Origin of the sequence: Kitasatospora sp. NPDC058478, from assembly GCF_042720345.1 — a bacterium.
GTDB lineage: Bacteria > Actinomycetota > Actinomycetes > Streptomycetales > Streptomycetaceae > Kitasatospora.
On the sequence record NZ_JBHXML010000010.1, the window covers coordinates 93,484 to 108,148 of the forward strand.

13 protein-coding genes are annotated in these 14,665 nt (G+C 74.1%); 7 read left to right on the top strand and 6 right to left on the bottom strand.

All coding sequences use genetic code 11. The annotated features are described in order from the left end of the window. Positions 1 to 5: 5 nt before the first annotated feature. Positions 6 to 1,541 (bottom strand): MFS transporter, encoded by a 1,536-nt coding sequence (locus ACFWPT_RS08230; protein ID WP_380480544.1) that lies wholly within the window; start codon positions 1,539 to 1,541, stop codon positions 6 to 8. A gap of 191 nt (positions 1,542 to 1,732) precedes the next feature. Between ACFWPT_RS08230 and ACFWPT_RS08235 the strand changes: the two genes are divergently transcribed. Together ACFWPT_RS08235 and ACFWPT_RS08240 are read left to right on the top strand one after the other, a co-directional pair. Then, positions 1,733 to 2,239: a MarR family transcriptional regulator gene (locus ACFWPT_RS08235; protein WP_063347089.1), complete on the top strand. Its 507-nt coding sequence runs from the start codon at positions 1,733 to 1,735 to the stop codon at positions 2,237 to 2,239. A 118-nt stretch (positions 2,240 to 2,357) separates the two neighbouring features. Beyond that, complete coding sequence (locus ACFWPT_RS08240) at positions 2,358 to 2,876, top strand: GNAT family N-acetyltransferase (RefSeq protein WP_380480546.1); 519 nt, start codon at positions 2,358 to 2,360, stop codon at positions 2,874 to 2,876. 26 nt (positions 2,877 to 2,902) lie between these two features. Here ACFWPT_RS08240 and ACFWPT_RS08245 read toward each other — a convergent pair whose 3' ends face one another. The 4 genes from ACFWPT_RS08245 to ACFWPT_RS08260 all read right to left on the bottom strand — a co-directional run bounded on the left by ACFWPT_RS08245 (position 2,903) and on the right by ACFWPT_RS08260 (position 7,984). Continuing rightward, complete coding sequence (locus tag ACFWPT_RS08245; protein ID WP_363368700.1) at positions 2,903 to 3,412, bottom strand: methylated-DNA--[protein]-cysteine S-methyltransferase; 510 nt, start codon at positions 3,410 to 3,412, stop codon at positions 2,903 to 2,905. Beyond that, positions 3,409 to 4,977: a DNA-3-methyladenine glycosylase 2 family protein gene (locus tag ACFWPT_RS08250; protein WP_380480548.1), complete on the bottom strand. Its 1,569-nt coding sequence runs from the start codon at positions 4,975 to 4,977 to the stop codon at positions 3,409 to 3,411. Before ACFWPT_RS08250 ends, ACFWPT_RS08245 begins: the two co-directional genes overlap by 4 nt. 530 nt (positions 4,978 to 5,507) lie before the next feature. Beyond that, entirely contained in the window at positions 5,508 to 6,665 is a 1,158-nt protein-coding gene (gene rsgA / locus ACFWPT_RS08255) for a ribosome small subunit-dependent GTPase A (RefSeq protein ID WP_380480550.1), read from the bottom strand. Between the two features lie 323 nt (positions 6,666 to 6,988). After that, positions 6,989 to 7,984: a cytochrome c oxidase assembly protein gene (locus ACFWPT_RS08260; RefSeq protein ID WP_380372425.1), complete on the bottom strand. Its 996-nt coding sequence runs from the start codon at positions 7,982 to 7,984 to the stop codon at positions 6,989 to 6,991. 302 nt (positions 7,985 to 8,286) lie between these two features. Between ACFWPT_RS08260 and ACFWPT_RS08265 the strand changes: the two genes are divergently transcribed. Next, positions 8,287 to 9,981: an FtsW/RodA/SpoVE family cell cycle protein gene (locus ACFWPT_RS08265; protein ID WP_380372427.1), complete on the top strand. Its 1,695-nt coding sequence runs from the start codon at positions 8,287 to 8,289 to the stop codon at positions 9,979 to 9,981. 211 nt (positions 9,982 to 10,192) lie between these two features. Here ACFWPT_RS08265 and ACFWPT_RS08270 read toward each other — a convergent pair whose 3' ends face one another. Continuing rightward, positions 10,193 to 11,485 carry a YihY/virulence factor BrkB family protein gene (locus tag ACFWPT_RS08270; protein WP_079135509.1) on the bottom strand — a complete coding sequence of 431 codons (1,293 nt, stop codon included), beginning with the start codon at positions 11,483 to 11,485 and terminating at the stop codon, positions 10,193 to 10,195. Between the two features lie 178 nt (positions 11,486 to 11,663). Here ACFWPT_RS08270 and ACFWPT_RS08275 point away from each other — a divergent pair, with 178 nt between their 5' ends. From ACFWPT_RS08275 to ACFWPT_RS08290, 4 genes are all read left to right on the top strand, one after another. Then, the gene (locus tag ACFWPT_RS08275) at positions 11,664 to 11,747 is read left to right on the top strand and encodes a putative leader peptide (protein WP_347878562.1); all 84 of its coding nucleotides are present in this window, start codon (positions 11,664 to 11,666) and stop codon (positions 11,745 to 11,747) included. Positions 11,748 to 11,946: 199 nt separating this feature from the next. Continuing rightward, positions 11,947 to 13,671 (top strand): nitrite/sulfite reductase, encoded by a 1,725-nt coding sequence (locus tag ACFWPT_RS08280; protein ID WP_363368688.1) that lies wholly within the window; start codon positions 11,947 to 11,949, stop codon positions 13,669 to 13,671. Beyond that, positions 13,668 to 13,952, top strand: a complete 285-nt coding sequence (locus ACFWPT_RS08285; RefSeq protein ID WP_380480598.1) for a hypothetical protein — start codon at positions 13,668 to 13,670, stop codon at positions 13,950 to 13,952. Before ACFWPT_RS08280 ends, ACFWPT_RS08285 begins: the two co-directional genes overlap by 4 nt. Before the next feature lie 46 nt (positions 13,953 to 13,998). Continuing rightward, positions 13,999 to 14,634: a phosphoadenylyl-sulfate reductase gene (locus tag ACFWPT_RS08290; RefSeq protein ID WP_380480594.1), complete on the top strand. Its 636-nt coding sequence runs from the start codon at positions 13,999 to 14,001 to the stop codon at positions 14,632 to 14,634. The last annotated feature ends 31 nt before the right edge of the window (positions 14,635 to 14,665 follow it).

Genomic DNA, 14,665 nt, shown 5'->3' on the forward strand with positions numbered 1-14,665 from the left:
CCGGCTCAGGCCTGGCGGACCGGCCGGGTCAGGGCCACGGCCGCCACCGCGACCGCCGCGAGAGCGAGCAGCACCGTCCGGCCGCCGGCCGCCGGGCCCGCCAGATGGACCCCGAGGACGGGCAGCGCGGTGCCGAGCGCCGTCCCGAGGCTGCGGGCCATGTTCACCATGCCGCCGCCGACCGCCGAGCACTGCGCCGGGATCGCCCGCATCACCAGCGCGTTGTTGGCGGGCAGCAGCAGTCCCAGCCCGTAGCCGGCGAGCAGCAGCGGCACCGCCACGGCCGCCCCGGAGACCGGCAGCAGCGCGAACAGCAGCAGCCCCGCGCCCGCGAGCACCGCACCCGCGCGGCAGCGGGCGACGTCCGACCAGCCGCGCGGCAGCAGCGCGCCGCCGACGGTCGCGGCGAGCGCGAACGCGGCGGGCAGCAGGGTGATCACCAGGCCGGCCCGGGCCACCGGCACGCCCGCGCCGGTCAGCAGCACCGGGCCGAGCACGAGCGGGCAGAACAGCAGCAGGTAGCCGATCAGCGAAACCACCAGCCCGGACCGCACCCCGGGGGTGTTGACCAGGCCGGGCGCCAGGATCGGCCGGGCGGCCCGCCGTTCCTGACGGACCAGCGCGAGCGCGAGGACGGCGGCGGCGAGCAGCAGTGCGGCGGCGGCCCAGCCGGGCAGCGGCAGTCCGGAGGCGGTGGACAGGGCGAGCAGCAGCGCGGTGGTGGAGCCGGTGAGCAGCAGCAGGCCGGCCAGGTCGAAGCGGCCGCCGGACGCGGTGGCGGGCGGGCTCGCCACGCCCGGCGCGAGCGGGCCGTCCTCGGTGCGGGGAGCGGGCAGGCGCGCGGCGGCTCCTGCGGGCGGGCCCCCGGTGCCGGCGGCGAGCTGCTGCCCGGTACCGACGGCGGGCGGGGGCCCGGTGCGGGTGCGGGGCAGCAGGAACCAGCCGGCCAGGATGCCCAGCACCCCGATCGGCACGTTGATCCAGAACACCCACCGCCAGGAGGCGTGCTCCACCAGCAGCCCGCCGAGGCTGGGCCCCAGCGCCAGACCGAGCCCCTGGGCCGCCGCCTGGATGCCGAGCGCGCGCCGCATCGCGTGCTCCGGGACGCCGCGCGCCACCAGGGCGACGCTGTTGGCCTGCATCATCGCGCCGCCGACGGCCTGGACGGCCCGGCAGGCGACCAGCACGCCGAGGCTGCCGGCGTATCCGGCGCCGAGTGAGGCCAGGGCGAAGACGGCGAAGCCGCCGAGGTACATGGTCTTGCGGCCGATGAGGTCGGAGAGCCAGCCGACCGGGGCGAGCAGGGCGACCAGTACCAGGAGGTAGGCGAGGGCGACCCATTCGACGGCCGCGAAGCCGGCGTCGAAGTGCCGGCCGAGGGCCGGGAAGACGAGGGCGGTGACGCTGGCGGTGAGCTGGCCGAGGAAGGCCCCGAGGCAGACGGTGCCGACGGCCAGCCAGTGGGCGTGACGCCAGCCGGCTATGCCGCGGGGCCGGGGCCGCTCGGTGAGCAGCCGCGCGGCAAGAGCGGTGGCGTTCATGCCACAAATATATCGGATGCAGATATGTTCTTTCTACGACTTGCTCGCCTTCCGACGGGATCCCGGAGAGTCCCACGGAGCTCCAAGGGGATCCGCAGACTTCCACCGAGCTCCGCAGAGCTCCGGGAGGCCCCCGCTCGACGGTGGACAACCCGCCGGACCGGCCCGTACCAGGCGATACGCTGTCCGCCATGCCGTCGTCACCACACGTCCCCGACCCCGCCACCGAAACCCCCGAAACGGCGGTCGACCACGCCCGGCGGCTCACCGACACCGTCACCCGCCTGCGCCGCGCCCTGCGCAGCAGCATCCGCACCGACTACCCGTGGGAGTCCCTGCCCATGGCGCAGGTCGAACTCCTCCAGACCCTCGCCGCCGCACCCCTGCGGGTCGGCGAACTCGCCGCCCGGCAGCGGCTCGCCCCCAACACCGTCAGCGGACTGATCGGCAAACTCCTCGACGCCGGATTCGTCGACCGCCAGGCCGACCCCGGCGACCGCCGCACCGCCCGCATCGCCCTCACCCCGGCCGGCCGGCGCCAGCTCGACGACTGGCAGCGCGCCCACGAGCGCCGCATCGCCACCGCCCTCGACACCCTCGACCCCACCGACCGCGACGCCGTCGTCCACGCCCTGCCCGCCCTCGAACAGCTCGCCCGCGCCCTCGCCGAGGCCGGCCAGGGCCCCGACCAGGCCTGAACCCCGGCCGGGCCAGGCCCTTGACCGGGCCCAACCCGGGGCCGAACCCCGGTCAGCACCCCCGGACGCCTGCAAAACCGCTGGTCACCGACCCGTACGGACCGCTACCGTCCCCGGCATGAGCACAGCACAGGTACTGATCGAGCCCTGGACGGACGCCGACCTCGCACTGCTGCGCCGGGTCAACACCCCGGAGATGAAGAAGCACGTCGGCGGCCCGGAGACCGAGGAGCAACTCCTCGTCCGGCACCGGCGCTACCTCGACTTCGTCCCGTCCGGCCTGGGCTGCATGTACCGGATCGTGCTGCTCCCCGAGGGCGAGGCCGTCGGAACCGTCGGCTACGGCACCCGCACCTGGGAGGGCGAGACCGTCCACGAGATGGGGTGGAACGTCCTGCCCGGCCACCAGGGGCGGGGCATCGCCGGCGCCGCCACCCGCGCCGCCGTCGCGGCCGCCCGCCGCGAGGCCGCCCACCGCCACCTGCACGCCTTCCCCTCGGTGGACAACCCGGCCTCCAACGCGGTCTGCGCGAAGGCCGGGTTCAGCCTCGTCGGCGAGACGGACTTCGAGTTCCCGCCCGGGCGGTTCATGCGCAGCCGCAACTGGCGGGTGGACCTGCGGGCGTCGGCGGGCTGATCCGCGCCGCCGCCCGGGCGGACGCGTCAGAACAGCGTGCCGCTCTCCAGCTCCAGCAGCCGGCGCTTGCAGTCCACGCCCGCCGCGAAGCCGGTCAGCGAACCGTTGGCGCCCATGACGCGGTGGCAGGGGCGGACGATGAGCAGCGGATTGGCGCCCACCGCGCCGCCGACCGCCCGCACCGCGCGCGGCGACTCCCCCGCCAGATCGGCGAGTTGGCCGTAGGTGACGGTCTCGCCGTACGGGATCTCGTCCAGGGCGGCCCAGATCCGCCGGCGGAACTCGGTGCCCACCGGGGCGAGCGGGAGGTCGAAGGAGGTGCGCTCGCCCGCGAAGTAGGCGGTCAGCTGGGCGACCGGCTCGGCAAGCGCCTCCGGGTCGAGGACCCAGTCGTCGGCGGGCTCGGGCAGCGCGTACTTCTGCCCGGGCGCGGTGACGGTGGCCAGCGCCGCCGCGCCGCCGCCCTCGGGCAGGACGCCGGACAGCAGCAGCCGGCCGAACGGGCTCTCCATGGTGGTGTAGACGGTGGTACTCATGCCTCTGCCTTCTCCGTTCCAGTGCTGGCGCTCGCGGGCCCGGCCCACAGCCGGTGCACGGCGTAGGAGCGCCACGGGGCCCACGCCTCGGCCGCGCGGGCGGCGCTCTTCGGGTCGCCGGGGGCGCCGAGCCGGACGAGGCCGTGCTTGACGCCCACATCGCCCGGGAGGAAGACGTCGGGGTCGGCGAGGGCCCGCATCCTCAGGTAGCCGACGGTCCAGGGGCCGATGCCGGGCAGGGCCAGCAGCCGGGCCTCGGACTCCTCCCGGTCCACCCCGCCGTCGAGTCGCACCGACCCCTCGGCCAGAGCCGCGCACAGGCCGGTGAGCGCGCGGCGGCGGGCGGCGGGCATCGCGAAGTCCTCCGGGTCGGCGGTGGCCAGCACCGCCGCCGTCGGGAACAGCAGCCGCAGGCCGCCGCTCGGCTCGGGCAGCGCGGCGCCGTACTTCTCGGTCAGCCGGCCGGCCAGCGTACGGGCGGCGCCGACCGTGATCTGCTGGCCGAGCACCGCGCGGACGGCCAGCTCGTGCGGGTCCACGTGACCGGGCGAGCGCAGGCCGGGGCGTTCCCGGACCAGGGGGCCTAGCACGGGGTCGGCGCCGAGCTGCTCGTCGACCGCATCCGGGTCGGCGTCCAGGTCGAACAGGCCGCGCAGGCGCTGGACGGCGGTCGGGAGGTCGCGCAGGTCCGCGAGCAGCAGGCGGCAGTCGAGCCAGCCGCGGGTGCGCGGTTCGCCCGGCGCCAGCCCGTCGACCTCGGCGATGCCGTGCCCGTACGGGAGCGCCAGGGTGCGCCGGTAGGTGCGGACGCCGGAGCGCGGACCGGGGACGACCTCCTCCACGCCGGGGACGGCACGCAGGGCGAGGAAGTCGATCAGGTGGTCGCTGTCGAGCGCGCCGCGGTAGGCCAGGCGCAGGGTGAGGCCGCCGGCCGGGGTCGCGACGCGGCGGCCGGCCACGACCTCGGCGCGCAGACCGCTGGGGGTGCGGTCGTAGACCTCGCGGACGGTGTCGTTGAACTGCCGCACCGAAGCGAAGCCGGCGGCGAACGCGATGTCGGTGACCGGGAGTTCGGTCGTCTGCAGCAGCAGGCGGGCGGTCTGGGCGCGGCGGGCGCGGGCCAGCGCGATCGGGCCGGCGCCCAGCTCGGCGATGAGCTGGCGCTGGAGCTGGCGGGAGCTGTAGCCGAGGCGGCTGGCCAGGCCCGCGACGCCCTCGCGGTCCACCACGCCGTCGCCGATCAGGCGCATCGCGCGACCGACCAGGTCGGCGCGGTGGTTCCACTCCGGGGAGCCCGGTACGGAGTCGGGGCGGCAGCGGCGGCAGGCGCGGAAGCCGGCCCCCTGGGCGGCAGCGGCGCTGGGGTAGAAGACGCAGTTGACGCGCTTGGGGGTCACGGCGGGGCAGCTCGGTCGGCAGTAGATGCCGGTGGAGGTGACGGCCGTGAAGAAGACGCCGTCGAAGCGGGCGTCTCGGCTGTCCACGGCTCGGTACCGGATGTCGTCGTCGATCACGCTGTCCAGTCTGCGGCACTGGGCGGGGGGTGACTGGCGGGAATCGGACATGGCCGTTGGGGGCCCTCCCCCCTCCCCCACCCCACCCTCCGCCCACCTCCACCCACCCATCCGAGCACCGGCCCGGAGGGCCCACGCCGGGGCCCGCGCTGGGGCCCGCGCTGGGGGCCCATGCTGGGGGCCCAACCAGAGGACCACGCCGGAGGGCCGCGCAGGGAACCCGCACCGAGGGGCTCACACCGGCGCCCACGCCGGAGGCCCCACACCGAGAGACCCACACCCGGAGACCCGCGCTGGGACGCCCGCACCGGAGAGCCCGCCCCGGGGCCACCCCGGGGGAAGACCGCACCGCACCGCGCCGCAGCGCTCGGCGCACGCGCGCGTTGCTCGCGGTCTGGCCGCCGGCCAGGGCGGCTCGCCGCCCTCGGTGACCCGGGTTTCACCGTGGACGACGCCACCGCAGTGGCCCTGAAGCACTTCCGGCTGCCGGCCCGTCCGGCCTCCGCCGAGCCGGGTGGCTCGGCGGAGGCCGGCCGCGGCCCCCTGATTTCCTAGTCGGCTTTCCTTATCGGCTTTCCTGGTCAGCGCTTCACGGAGCCTCCCGCGGCGCGCATCGACTTGGAGAGCGACTTCCACTTCTTCGCCCGGGCCGAGGCCAGTCGGGCGTCCGAGCGGGAGGCGATCCACTCGTTCTCGCGCTGGAGCTTGAGGTAGCTGTCCATCCGGCGCTGCGGCAGGGTGCCGTCGGCGAGCGCCGCCTGCACCGCGCAGCCGGGCTCGGTGTGGTGGCCGCAGTCGTGGAAGCGGCAGTCCTCGGCCAGTCCGGCGATGTCGGCGAAGGCCAGGTCCACGCCCTCGCCACCGTAGAGGCCGACCTCGCGCAGCCCGGGGGTGTCGATGAGCACACCCCCGCCGGGCAGCGGGATCAGTTCACGGGTGGTCGTGGTGTGGCGGCCCTTCTGGTCGACCGAGCGGGCCTCCTGGACGGCCATCGCCGTGACGCCGGCGAGCGCGTTGGTGAGCGTGGACTTGCCGACGCCGGACTGGCCGATCACGGCCGTTGTGCCGGGCGCGCAGGCGCGCAGCACGTCCATGCCCTCGCCCGTCCCGGCGCTGACCACGAGCACGGTGACGCCGGGCGCGACCGCCTCGACGTCGGCGCGGATGAACTCGGCGTCGTCCACCAGGTCGGCCTTGGTGAGGACGACCAGGGGGTCGGCGCCGGACTCCCAGGCCAGGGCGAGGAAGCGCTCTATCCGGCCGAGGTCCGGATCGGCGGCGAGCGAGGCGGCGATCAGGACGGTATCGACGTTGGCGGCGAGCACCTGGCCGTCGGAGCGCTTGCCGGCCACCTTGCGGATGATCGCGGTCGAGCGGGGCAGCAGTGCGGTGACGGCGGCCATCGGCTGGGCGTGGAGGTCCACGGCGGCCCAGTCGCCGGTGCACGGGCAGTTGATCATGTCGGCGTCGCCGACCGGGCGGGTGTCGAGCCGGACGGTGCGCGGCTCGCCCGTCTCCGGATCGGCGAGCACGGCGTCGCACTGGCCGCGGTCGACCCGGACGATCCGGGCCGGGATCAGCCCGGCCTCGGCGAGCGGGGTGAAGAGTTCGGCGAGCTCGGGCGTCCAGCCGTAGCCGGACAGCGGCAGCTCGTCAGAGGGGAAACCAGAGGGGAAACCAGAGGGGGAGCCAGAGGCGGAGGCGGAGGGGAACGACGAAGTGGAGGCAGCGTTGAACAACGCGGTGGGCCCTTCGGGAGGAGATGATCCCGGCGGGCTGCGGCTGGCGCGGAAAAGGTCAGCCGGCGGCCGGGAAGAGGAGGTGAACGCGGGTACTGCCCAAGGCAGCTATCGGGGCGACAACGACCACGGGGTTCACCTCCTGCTCTCTACTCCTCGGGCGGCCGTGAAGGCCCCCGATCTGGACGGGACAAACGCTAGCTGGTGGGGGTGGCGGGGCCAACTGGTTTTTGACCTGCGGAAACGCGGTGAAGGGATCCACAAGGGACCAACATTGGACCTACAAAAGTGCGGGCCCGCGCCCAGGAACCCGCCGGAGCCGACTACCCGCCGTACCGGTGCTTGAGGTTCGGGTCGTCCAGCCACCAGGGCCGCATCCCGGCCTCCTCCTCGGCCGGCAGCCCCGCCGCCTGCGCCTGCGCCGCGGCCTCCTCGAACCGGGCGTCCAGTTCGGCGTCCACCGCCTTGATCTCCTCCCGCCCCTGCACCACCATCCGCCGCACCAGCGCGGCCAGGAACGGCAGCCCGACCAGGTCGCCCAGCACCCAGAGCATGTTGCCGCCCCAGGTCTGGTCCTGCGCCAGGCTCGGCCCCCACGGCCGCCCGAGCGCCACGTAGTGGTGCTCGGCGACCAGGTGGCCGCCGTAGATCAGCACCAGCCCGAGCCCCGCGTCGAAGATCACCTCGGCGAAGGTGATGAACAGCCCGACCAGGTGCGGGTACTCGCGCCCGACCGGGTCGATCTGCAGCCGCGGCCAGAAGTACGCCAGCCCGAGCAGCACCAGCGCCAGGTGCAGCAGCACGTTCCCGAACGCGCTGGACACCGACTCCTCGTACCAGGGCGTGAAGTAGAGCAGCCACGGCGGGGCCATCAGCAGCGCGGTGGAGACGGCCGGGAACATCAGCACCTTGGACGGCCGGCTGCGCAGCGCCCGCAGGATGCGCTCGCGCCGGGCCGGCGGCGCGGCCGCGACCAGCAGCGAGACCGGCGCGCCGAGGGCGAGCAGCAGCGGGACGAGCATCAGCAGCAGCACGACCTGGACGGCCCGGTCGGTGAACAGGATCCGCTCGTACACGCCGAGGCCGGAGCAGGTGCACCAGATCCACAGCAGCAGCCCGCCCAGGAAGGCGGCGGTGCGGGACGGCTGCCAGCGCTCGCCGCCGGCCCGGTGGACGGTGCGCACCGCGGCCAGGTACCAGCCGCCGAGCAGCACGGAGAGGGTGAGCACCAGCGGTTCGGCCGTCCACGCGGTGGCCAGGTCGGACCACTGCCAGGGCGGTGGTCCGCTGTAGGCGAGCACTCGCACCGCGCCGTCCATCCGTCCGCCCACCTCGTTCGCGCCCTGCCGCCGCCGGCGCCGTCCGGCGGTCCGTCGGGCGCCGCGGACCGGACCGCGGCGCCCCGGCCATGATGGCCTCCCGGCCGGGGCCCGCCGCGCCCGGGGCCCGCCTCTATACCTGCGCCTGAACAAAGCTTTACCGAGCCCGGAAAAAGCTTTGCCCAGGCAAAGTTCCGGCCTCGACGGCCCCCGGACCGCAACCGGCGCAGGGCCGTGTTCGTCTGGCAGGATGCACCGTCGGCGATACCGGCCACGCGGGTGATGACAAGGGGACGACAAGGGTGCAAGGCACTGCACGCGGCGAGGGCCGCCGGCTGGCGGCGCGCCACCGCAACATCGAGCTGGGCCTGCTGGCGCTCGCGGTGGCCGTCTGTCTGGCGGGGCACATCGACGCCGATCTGGCACTGACCGGCAAGATGCCGCCCGGGCTGCTGGTCCACGGCCTGGCGCTGGGCGGACTGGCCGGGGCGGCGCACCTGGCGGTGCGGCGGTTCGCCCCGTACGCGGATCCGCTGATCCTGCCGCTGGGCGTCTTCCTGACCGGCTTCGGGCTGATGCTGCTGGACCGGCTGGACATCTCCTACGCGGCGGCGCACGCCAAGAAGGGCGACTACCAGAAGCTCCCGGCCGCGCCCTCGCAGCTGATGTGGGTGTTCGTCTCGGTCGCGGTGGCGATCGCGCTGATCGCGCTGATCAAGCACCACAGGTTCTTCCAGCGGTACGTGTACCTGCTGATGACGGGGGCGCTGATCCTGCTGGCGGCGCCCGCGTTCTTCCCGGGTCGGCCGGAGGACTTCGGCGCCAAGCGCTGGATCCGCCTGTTCGGGCTCTCCTTCGAGCCGGACGAGTTCGTGAAGGTCGCGATCACGATCTTCTTCGCCGGCTATCTGATGGCCTCCCGGGACGCGCTCGCGCTGGCCGGCCGGAAGATCTGGGGGATGACCCTGCCGCGCGGGCGGCACGTCGGCCCGGTGCTGGCGATCTGGGTGGTCAGCCTGCTGGTGCTGGTCTTCGAGCGCGACCTCGGCACCTCGCTGATCTTCTTCGGCGTCTTCGTCGTGATGCTGTACGCGGCGACCGAGCGCACCAGCTGGGTGGTGCTCGGCCTGCTGATGGCGGTCGGCGGCGCGGCCGTGGTCGGCACCGTGGAGCCGCACGTGCACGGGCGCGTCGAGGCCTGGCTGCACCCGCTCGACATCTACAAGGAGCACCACGACCCGGCGATCATCTCCGACCAGCCCGCCGAGGCGCTGTTCAGCCTGGGCACCGGGCACCTGACCGGGACGGGCCTGGGCTCGGGGCGGCCGTGGCTGATCGGCTTCGCCGGGCGCAGCGACTTCGTCTTCACCACGATCGGCGAGGAGCTGGGCCTGGCCGGGGTGACGGCGGTGCTGCTGGTGTACCTGCTGCTGGTCCAGCGCGGGCTGCGGACGGCGGTCGGGCTGACCGACCCGTTCGGCAAGCTGCTGGCGACGGGGCTGTCGACGGCGCTGGCGCTGCAGGTGTTCGTGGTGGTCGGCGGGGTGAGCGGGCTGGTGCCGCTGACCGGCAAGGCGCTGCCGTTCCTGGCGGCGGGTGGCTCGTCGCTGCTGGCGAACTGGCTGATCGTGGCGCTGCTGATCAAGCTGAGCGACTCGGCCGGGCGCACGGCGCTGGAGCCGGCGCCGCCGAGCCCCGATCCGCTCCCGGCGCAGGCCGGGCCGGCGGGCCGGGCGGCCCCGGGCGGTGCGGCCGCGGGCGGTGCGGCCGCGGTGGATCCGAGCCCGAACCCGAGCCCGGGCCCGAACCCGACCGCGCCGAGCGGCCCGAACCCGACGGCCCCGGAGCTGACGCTCCCACGCCCGGCCGCCCCGGGCCCGGATCCGGACCGGACCGAGGTCAACCCGGCCTCCCCGCACCCCCCGGCCGGGCAGTCCCCGTACGGGTACCACCCGGCCCCGCAGTCCCCCTTCCCGCCGAACCCGTCCACCGCCTGACCTCCCGCCGCCTGACCGTCCGCCGGCCGCCCTCCGGGCAACGGCGAGCCGACGCCAGGAGACGACCTGCGACAGGAGAAGAACGGACGTCAGGAGACGAACGGACGTCAGGAGACGGCCGGCGTCAGGAGACGACCCGACGCACAGGGCCTCCCCCGCGGGATGCGGGGGAGGCCCTGTGCGTCCGCCGTCACGCCCGGAGCCCCGGGCGCTACTGCTGCTCCCACGGCGGCCGGGGCGGGTAGTCGGGCGCCCGCCGCTCCGGCGGCGGCCCGGCCGGCCGGTCGCTGTCCGGCGGGGGCGGCCCGGGCCGGTGGTGGGGCCCGCCGCGGGCGGTGAGGCGGCCGCGGACGTTGTCGGCGGCCAGGACGTCGGCCCAGCGTTCCGGGTACTCGGAGGGGACGTCGACGTCGTCGCCGTCCTCCTCGCCCCACTCCTCCTCGGCGCCTTCGGCGAGGCCGAGTTCGCGGGCGCGCCGGGCCCGTTCGGCGGCGCGCCGGGCGGCGACCTCGCGGACCACGGCGGCGGCGGCCTCCTCCTGGGCGCGCTCGTTCTCGGCGCGGGCGTCGGCGGTCTCCAGGGTGGGCCAGCGGCGGTCTATGGCGGCGTTCATGGCGGCGCCGATGAGGACGGCCAGGGCGACCACGAAGATCCACAGCAGTACGGCCACCGGCGCGGCCAGCGAGCCGTACACCGAGGGGACCTCGACCGAGCTGACCAGGTAGATCCGCAGGGCGACGCTGCAGACGACCAGCACCACCAGGGCGACCAGGGCGCCGGGGACGTCCTCGCGCCAGGGGGTGGAGACGGGGACGGCCAGGTGGTAGAGGGTGGTGAGGGAGACGATCAGCAGCACGATGGCGACCGGCCAGTAGGCGGCGCCGACCAGTCCGGCGACGCCGGGCACGGCGTTCTCGATGAGTCCGGGTCCGGCCATCAGCAGCGGCAGCACCAGGGAGCTGATGACGAGGGCGCCGAAGTAGAGGCCGAGGGACATCAGCCGGGTCTTGACGATGCCCCGCTTGCCGTCGAGCCCGTACATGACGGTGATGGTGTCGATGAAGATGTAGAGCGCTCTGGAGCCGGACCACAGCGACAGCAGGAAGCCGATCGAGACGAGGTCGGGCCGGGAGTGGGCGAAGACCTGGTCCAGCAGCGGCACCACGACCTCTTTGACGGACGAGTCCGACAGGACCGTCCCGGAGGCCGAGACGATGTCGTGCTTGAGCCGGTCGATGGTGCCGGCCCCGAGGAACTCGTCGAGGTAGCCGAGGGTGCCGGCCAGGCCGAGGAGCAGCGGCGGGATCGACAGCAGGGTGAAGAAGGCCGCCTCCGCGGCGAGTCCGGTGACCCGGTACTCGACGCAGGTGTTGGTGGTGTCCTTGACCAGCTCCCACGCCGTACGGCGCCAGGCGGCCTGTTTGGCCGCGCGTCGGGAGCCCTTGCCCCGGCGCCGGGAGGGCCGTTCGGGGTTCGGTCTGCTCGTCTCGCCTGCTGCTTGCACGGGTCTAACGGTATCGGGCCGGGGCCGCGCGGTTGATCTCCCCCGGGGTACGGGCGCGTGGACGGGCGCCGGGGCGGGGAGCGGCGGGAATCCCCGACTGTCTCACATAACGAAACATCAGCGTCCACCATCCGGATGTTAGTGGACCGCAAGTCCCGCGCCGTGCCAATCTCTTGCCATGCCGAGCGCCGGAACCACCCTAGTTGGTCGACTCCACGTCGATCTCCTTCGCGTGTCCAGCGCCATCTGTCCGGCGATCTGAGCCCACCCCGCCGCATCACCGCACCCGGGCGCCACCCACCTCGCAGTCCCCGCTGGAGCGGACGCGCGGGCGCCCGGCCGGCCACGGTCACTGCTCTCCCCGGCCCTGGGAATACCCGCAGGTCACAGCAGCACCGCACCGCCGCGCACCCCCAGCGACCCACCCGGCGTCAGAGCCATCTGCCCCGAAGGACTTCACCATGGCCACCACCCCCGAGACCGCCGAGCCCACGGCCGACCGCGCCGCCGCGCGACGCCCCGCCGCGCCTCGCAAGGTGACCCGTCACCGCGGCGAGGGCCAGTGGGGCATGGGCCACTTCACTCCGCTGAACGCCAACGAGCAGTTCAAGAAGGACGACGACGGTCTCAACGTACGGACACGTATTGAGACGATCTACGCGCACCGGGGCTTCGACTCGATCGACCCCGCCGACCTGCGCGGCCGGATGCGCTGGTGGGGCCTGTACACCCAGCGCAAGGAGGGCATCGACGGCGGCAAGACCGCGATCCTGGAGCCGCACGAGCTCGACGCCGAGTACTTCATGCTGCGCGTGCGGGTCGACGGCGGCCGGCTGACCGTCGCCCAGCTGAAGGCGATCGCCGAGGTCTCCGAGCAGTACGCCCGCAACACCGCCGACCTGACCGACCGCCAGAACGTCCAGTACCACTGGATCCGGATCGAGGACGTCCCGGCGATCTGGCAGAAGCTGGAGGCCGTCGGCCTGTCCACCACCGAGGCCTGCGGCGACACCCCGCGCGTCATCCTCGGCTCCCCGGTGGCCGGCATCGCCGAGGACGAGATCATCGACGGCACCCCCGCCATCGAGGAGATCCAGCGGCGCTTCATCGGCAACAAGGACTTCTCCAACCTGCCGCGCAAGTTCAAGTCCGCCGTCTCCGGCTCCCCGCTGCTGGACGTCGCGCACGAGATCAACGACGTCGCCTTCGTCGGCGTGGTCCACCCCGAGCACGGCCCCGGCTTCGACCTGTGGGTCGGCGGAGGGCTGTCCACCAACCCCAAGCTGGGCGTGCGGCTGGGCGCCTGGGTCCCGCTGGACGAGGTCGCCGACGTCTACGGCGGCGTCATCGGCATCTTCCGCGACTACGGCTACCGCCGGCTGCGCAACCGCGCCCGGCTGAAGTTCCTGGTCGCCGACTGGGGCGTGGAGAAGTTCCGCCAGGTGCTGGAGGACGAGTACCTCACGTACCGGCTGGTCGACGGCCCCGCCCCGCAGGAGCCCAGCGGCCGCTGGCGCGACCACGTCGGCGTCCACCGCCAGAAGGACGGCCGGTACTACATCGGCTTCGCGCCGCGCGTCGGCCGGGTCGACGGCCGGCTGCTCGGCCAGATCGCCGACCTCGCCGCCGCGCACGGCAGCGACCGGCTGCGCACCACCGCCGAACAGAAGATGCTGGTCCTCGACATCGCCGAGGACCAGGTCGACTCGGTGGTGGCCGGCCTGGAAGCGCTGGACCTGCGGGTCACCCCGTCGCCGTTCCGCCGCGGCACCATGGCCTGCACCGGCATCGAGTACTGCAAGCTCGCCATCGTCGAGACCAAGGAGCGCGGCCGCACGCTCATCGACGAGCTGGAGAAGCGCCTGCCGGACTTCGCCGAGCCGCTGACCATCAACATCAACGGCTGCCCGAACGCCTGCGCCCGCATCCAGGTCGCCGACATCGGCCTCAAGGGCCAGCTCGTCCCGGACGGCAACGGCGAGCAGGTCGAGGGCTACCAGGTGCACCTGGGCGGCGCGCTCGGCCTGGAGGCCGGGTTCGGCCGCAAGGTCCGCGGCCTCAAGGTCACCAAGGACGACCTGCCCGACTACGTCGAGCGCGTCCTGACCCGCTACCAGGCCGACCGCACCGAGGGCGAGCGCTTCGCCCAGTGGGCGGCCCGGGCCGGCGAGGAGCAGCTGTCGTGAGTGAGCGTGCCGCACCGTTCTTCTGCCCCTATTGCGGGGACGAGGACCTGCGCCCCTCCGAGGTCGGGCACGGCGCCTGGGAGTGCCACGGGTGCCGCCGCGCCTTCCAGCTGAAGTTCCTCGGCCTGCTGTCCCCGACCGCCCCGGCCCCGACCGCCCCGGCCGCGGCCGACTCGGCTTCGGCCGCCACGACTTCGGCCGACTCGATGTCGGCTGCATCGACTGCGACCAACTCGACTGCGACCGACGGGGGTTCGTCCGGTGACCAGCGCGACGACTGACTACGAGGAGATAGCCGTCCGGGCCGGCCGCGAGCTGGAGGAGGCGATGCCCCAGGAGATCCTGGCCTGGGCCGCCGACACCTTCGGCCGCCGCTTCTGCGTCACCTCCTCGATGGAGGACGCGGTGGTCGCCCACCTCGCCTCCTCGGTGTTCCCCGGCGTGGACGTGGTGTTCCTGGACACCGGCTACCACTTCCCGGAGACCATCGGCACCCGGGACGCGGTGGCCGCGACCATGCCGGTCAACGTCATCACCCTCAGGCCGCTGCGCACCGTGGCCGAGCAGGACGCCGAGCACGGGCCGCACCTGCACGACCGCGACCCGGACCTGTGCTGCTCGCTGCGCAAGGTCGAGCCGCTGAACCGCGGCCTCGGCGGCTACGACGCCTGGGCGACGGGGCTGCGCCGCGACGAGTCCCCGAGCCGGGCGGACACCCCGGTGGTGTCCTGGGACGCCCGGCGCCGCAAGGTCAAGATCGCCCCGATCGCCCGGTGGACGCAGGAGGACGTGGACGCCTACGTCGCCGCCCACGGGGTGCTGCTCAACCCGCTGCTGTGGGAGGGCTACACCTCGATCGGCTGCTCGCCGCTGTCCTGCACGCGCAAGCCCGCCGAGGGCGAGGACGCCCGGGCCGGGCGCTGGTCCGGCTCCGGCAAGACCGAGTGCGGCATCCACCTCTGACCCGCCCCCCACTACCGACGAAGGACTTGAG

Excerpts from the sequence above, each read along its gene's own strand:
- ACFWPT_RS08275 (WP_347878562.1), top strand. The coding sequence starts at position 11,664 with ATGCCGAGCGCCGGAACCACCCTAGTTGGTCGACTCCACGTCGATCTC.
- ACFWPT_RS08250 (WP_380480548.1), bottom strand. The coding sequence starts at position 4,977 with ATGTCCGATTCCCGCCAGTCACCCCCCGCCCAGTGCCGCAGACTGGAC.
- ACFWPT_RS08290 (WP_380480594.1), top strand. The coding sequence starts at position 13,999 with ATGCCCCAGGAGATCCTGGCCTGGGCCGCCGACACCTTCGGCCGCCGC.
- ACFWPT_RS08230 (WP_380480544.1), bottom strand. The coding sequence starts at position 1,541 with ATGAACGCCACCGCTCTTGCCGCGCGGCTGCTCACCGAGCGGCCCCGG.
- ACFWPT_RS08240 (WP_380480546.1), top strand. The coding sequence starts at position 2,358 with ATGAGCACAGCACAGGTACTGATCGAGCCCTGGACGGACGCCGACCTC.
- ACFWPT_RS08235 (WP_063347089.1), top strand. The coding sequence starts at position 1,733 with ATGCCGTCGTCACCACACGTCCCCGACCCCGCCACCGAAACCCCCGAA.
- ACFWPT_RS08245 (WP_363368700.1), bottom strand. The coding sequence starts at position 3,412 with ATGAGTACCACCGTCTACACCACCATGGAGAGCCCGTTCGGCCGGCTG.
- ACFWPT_RS08280 (WP_363368688.1), top strand. The coding sequence starts at position 11,947 with ATGGCCACCACCCCCGAGACCGCCGAGCCCACGGCCGACCGCGCCGCC.
- ACFWPT_RS08260 (WP_380372425.1), bottom strand. The coding sequence starts at position 7,984 with ATGGACGGCGCGGTGCGAGTGCTCGCCTACAGCGGACCACCGCCCTGG.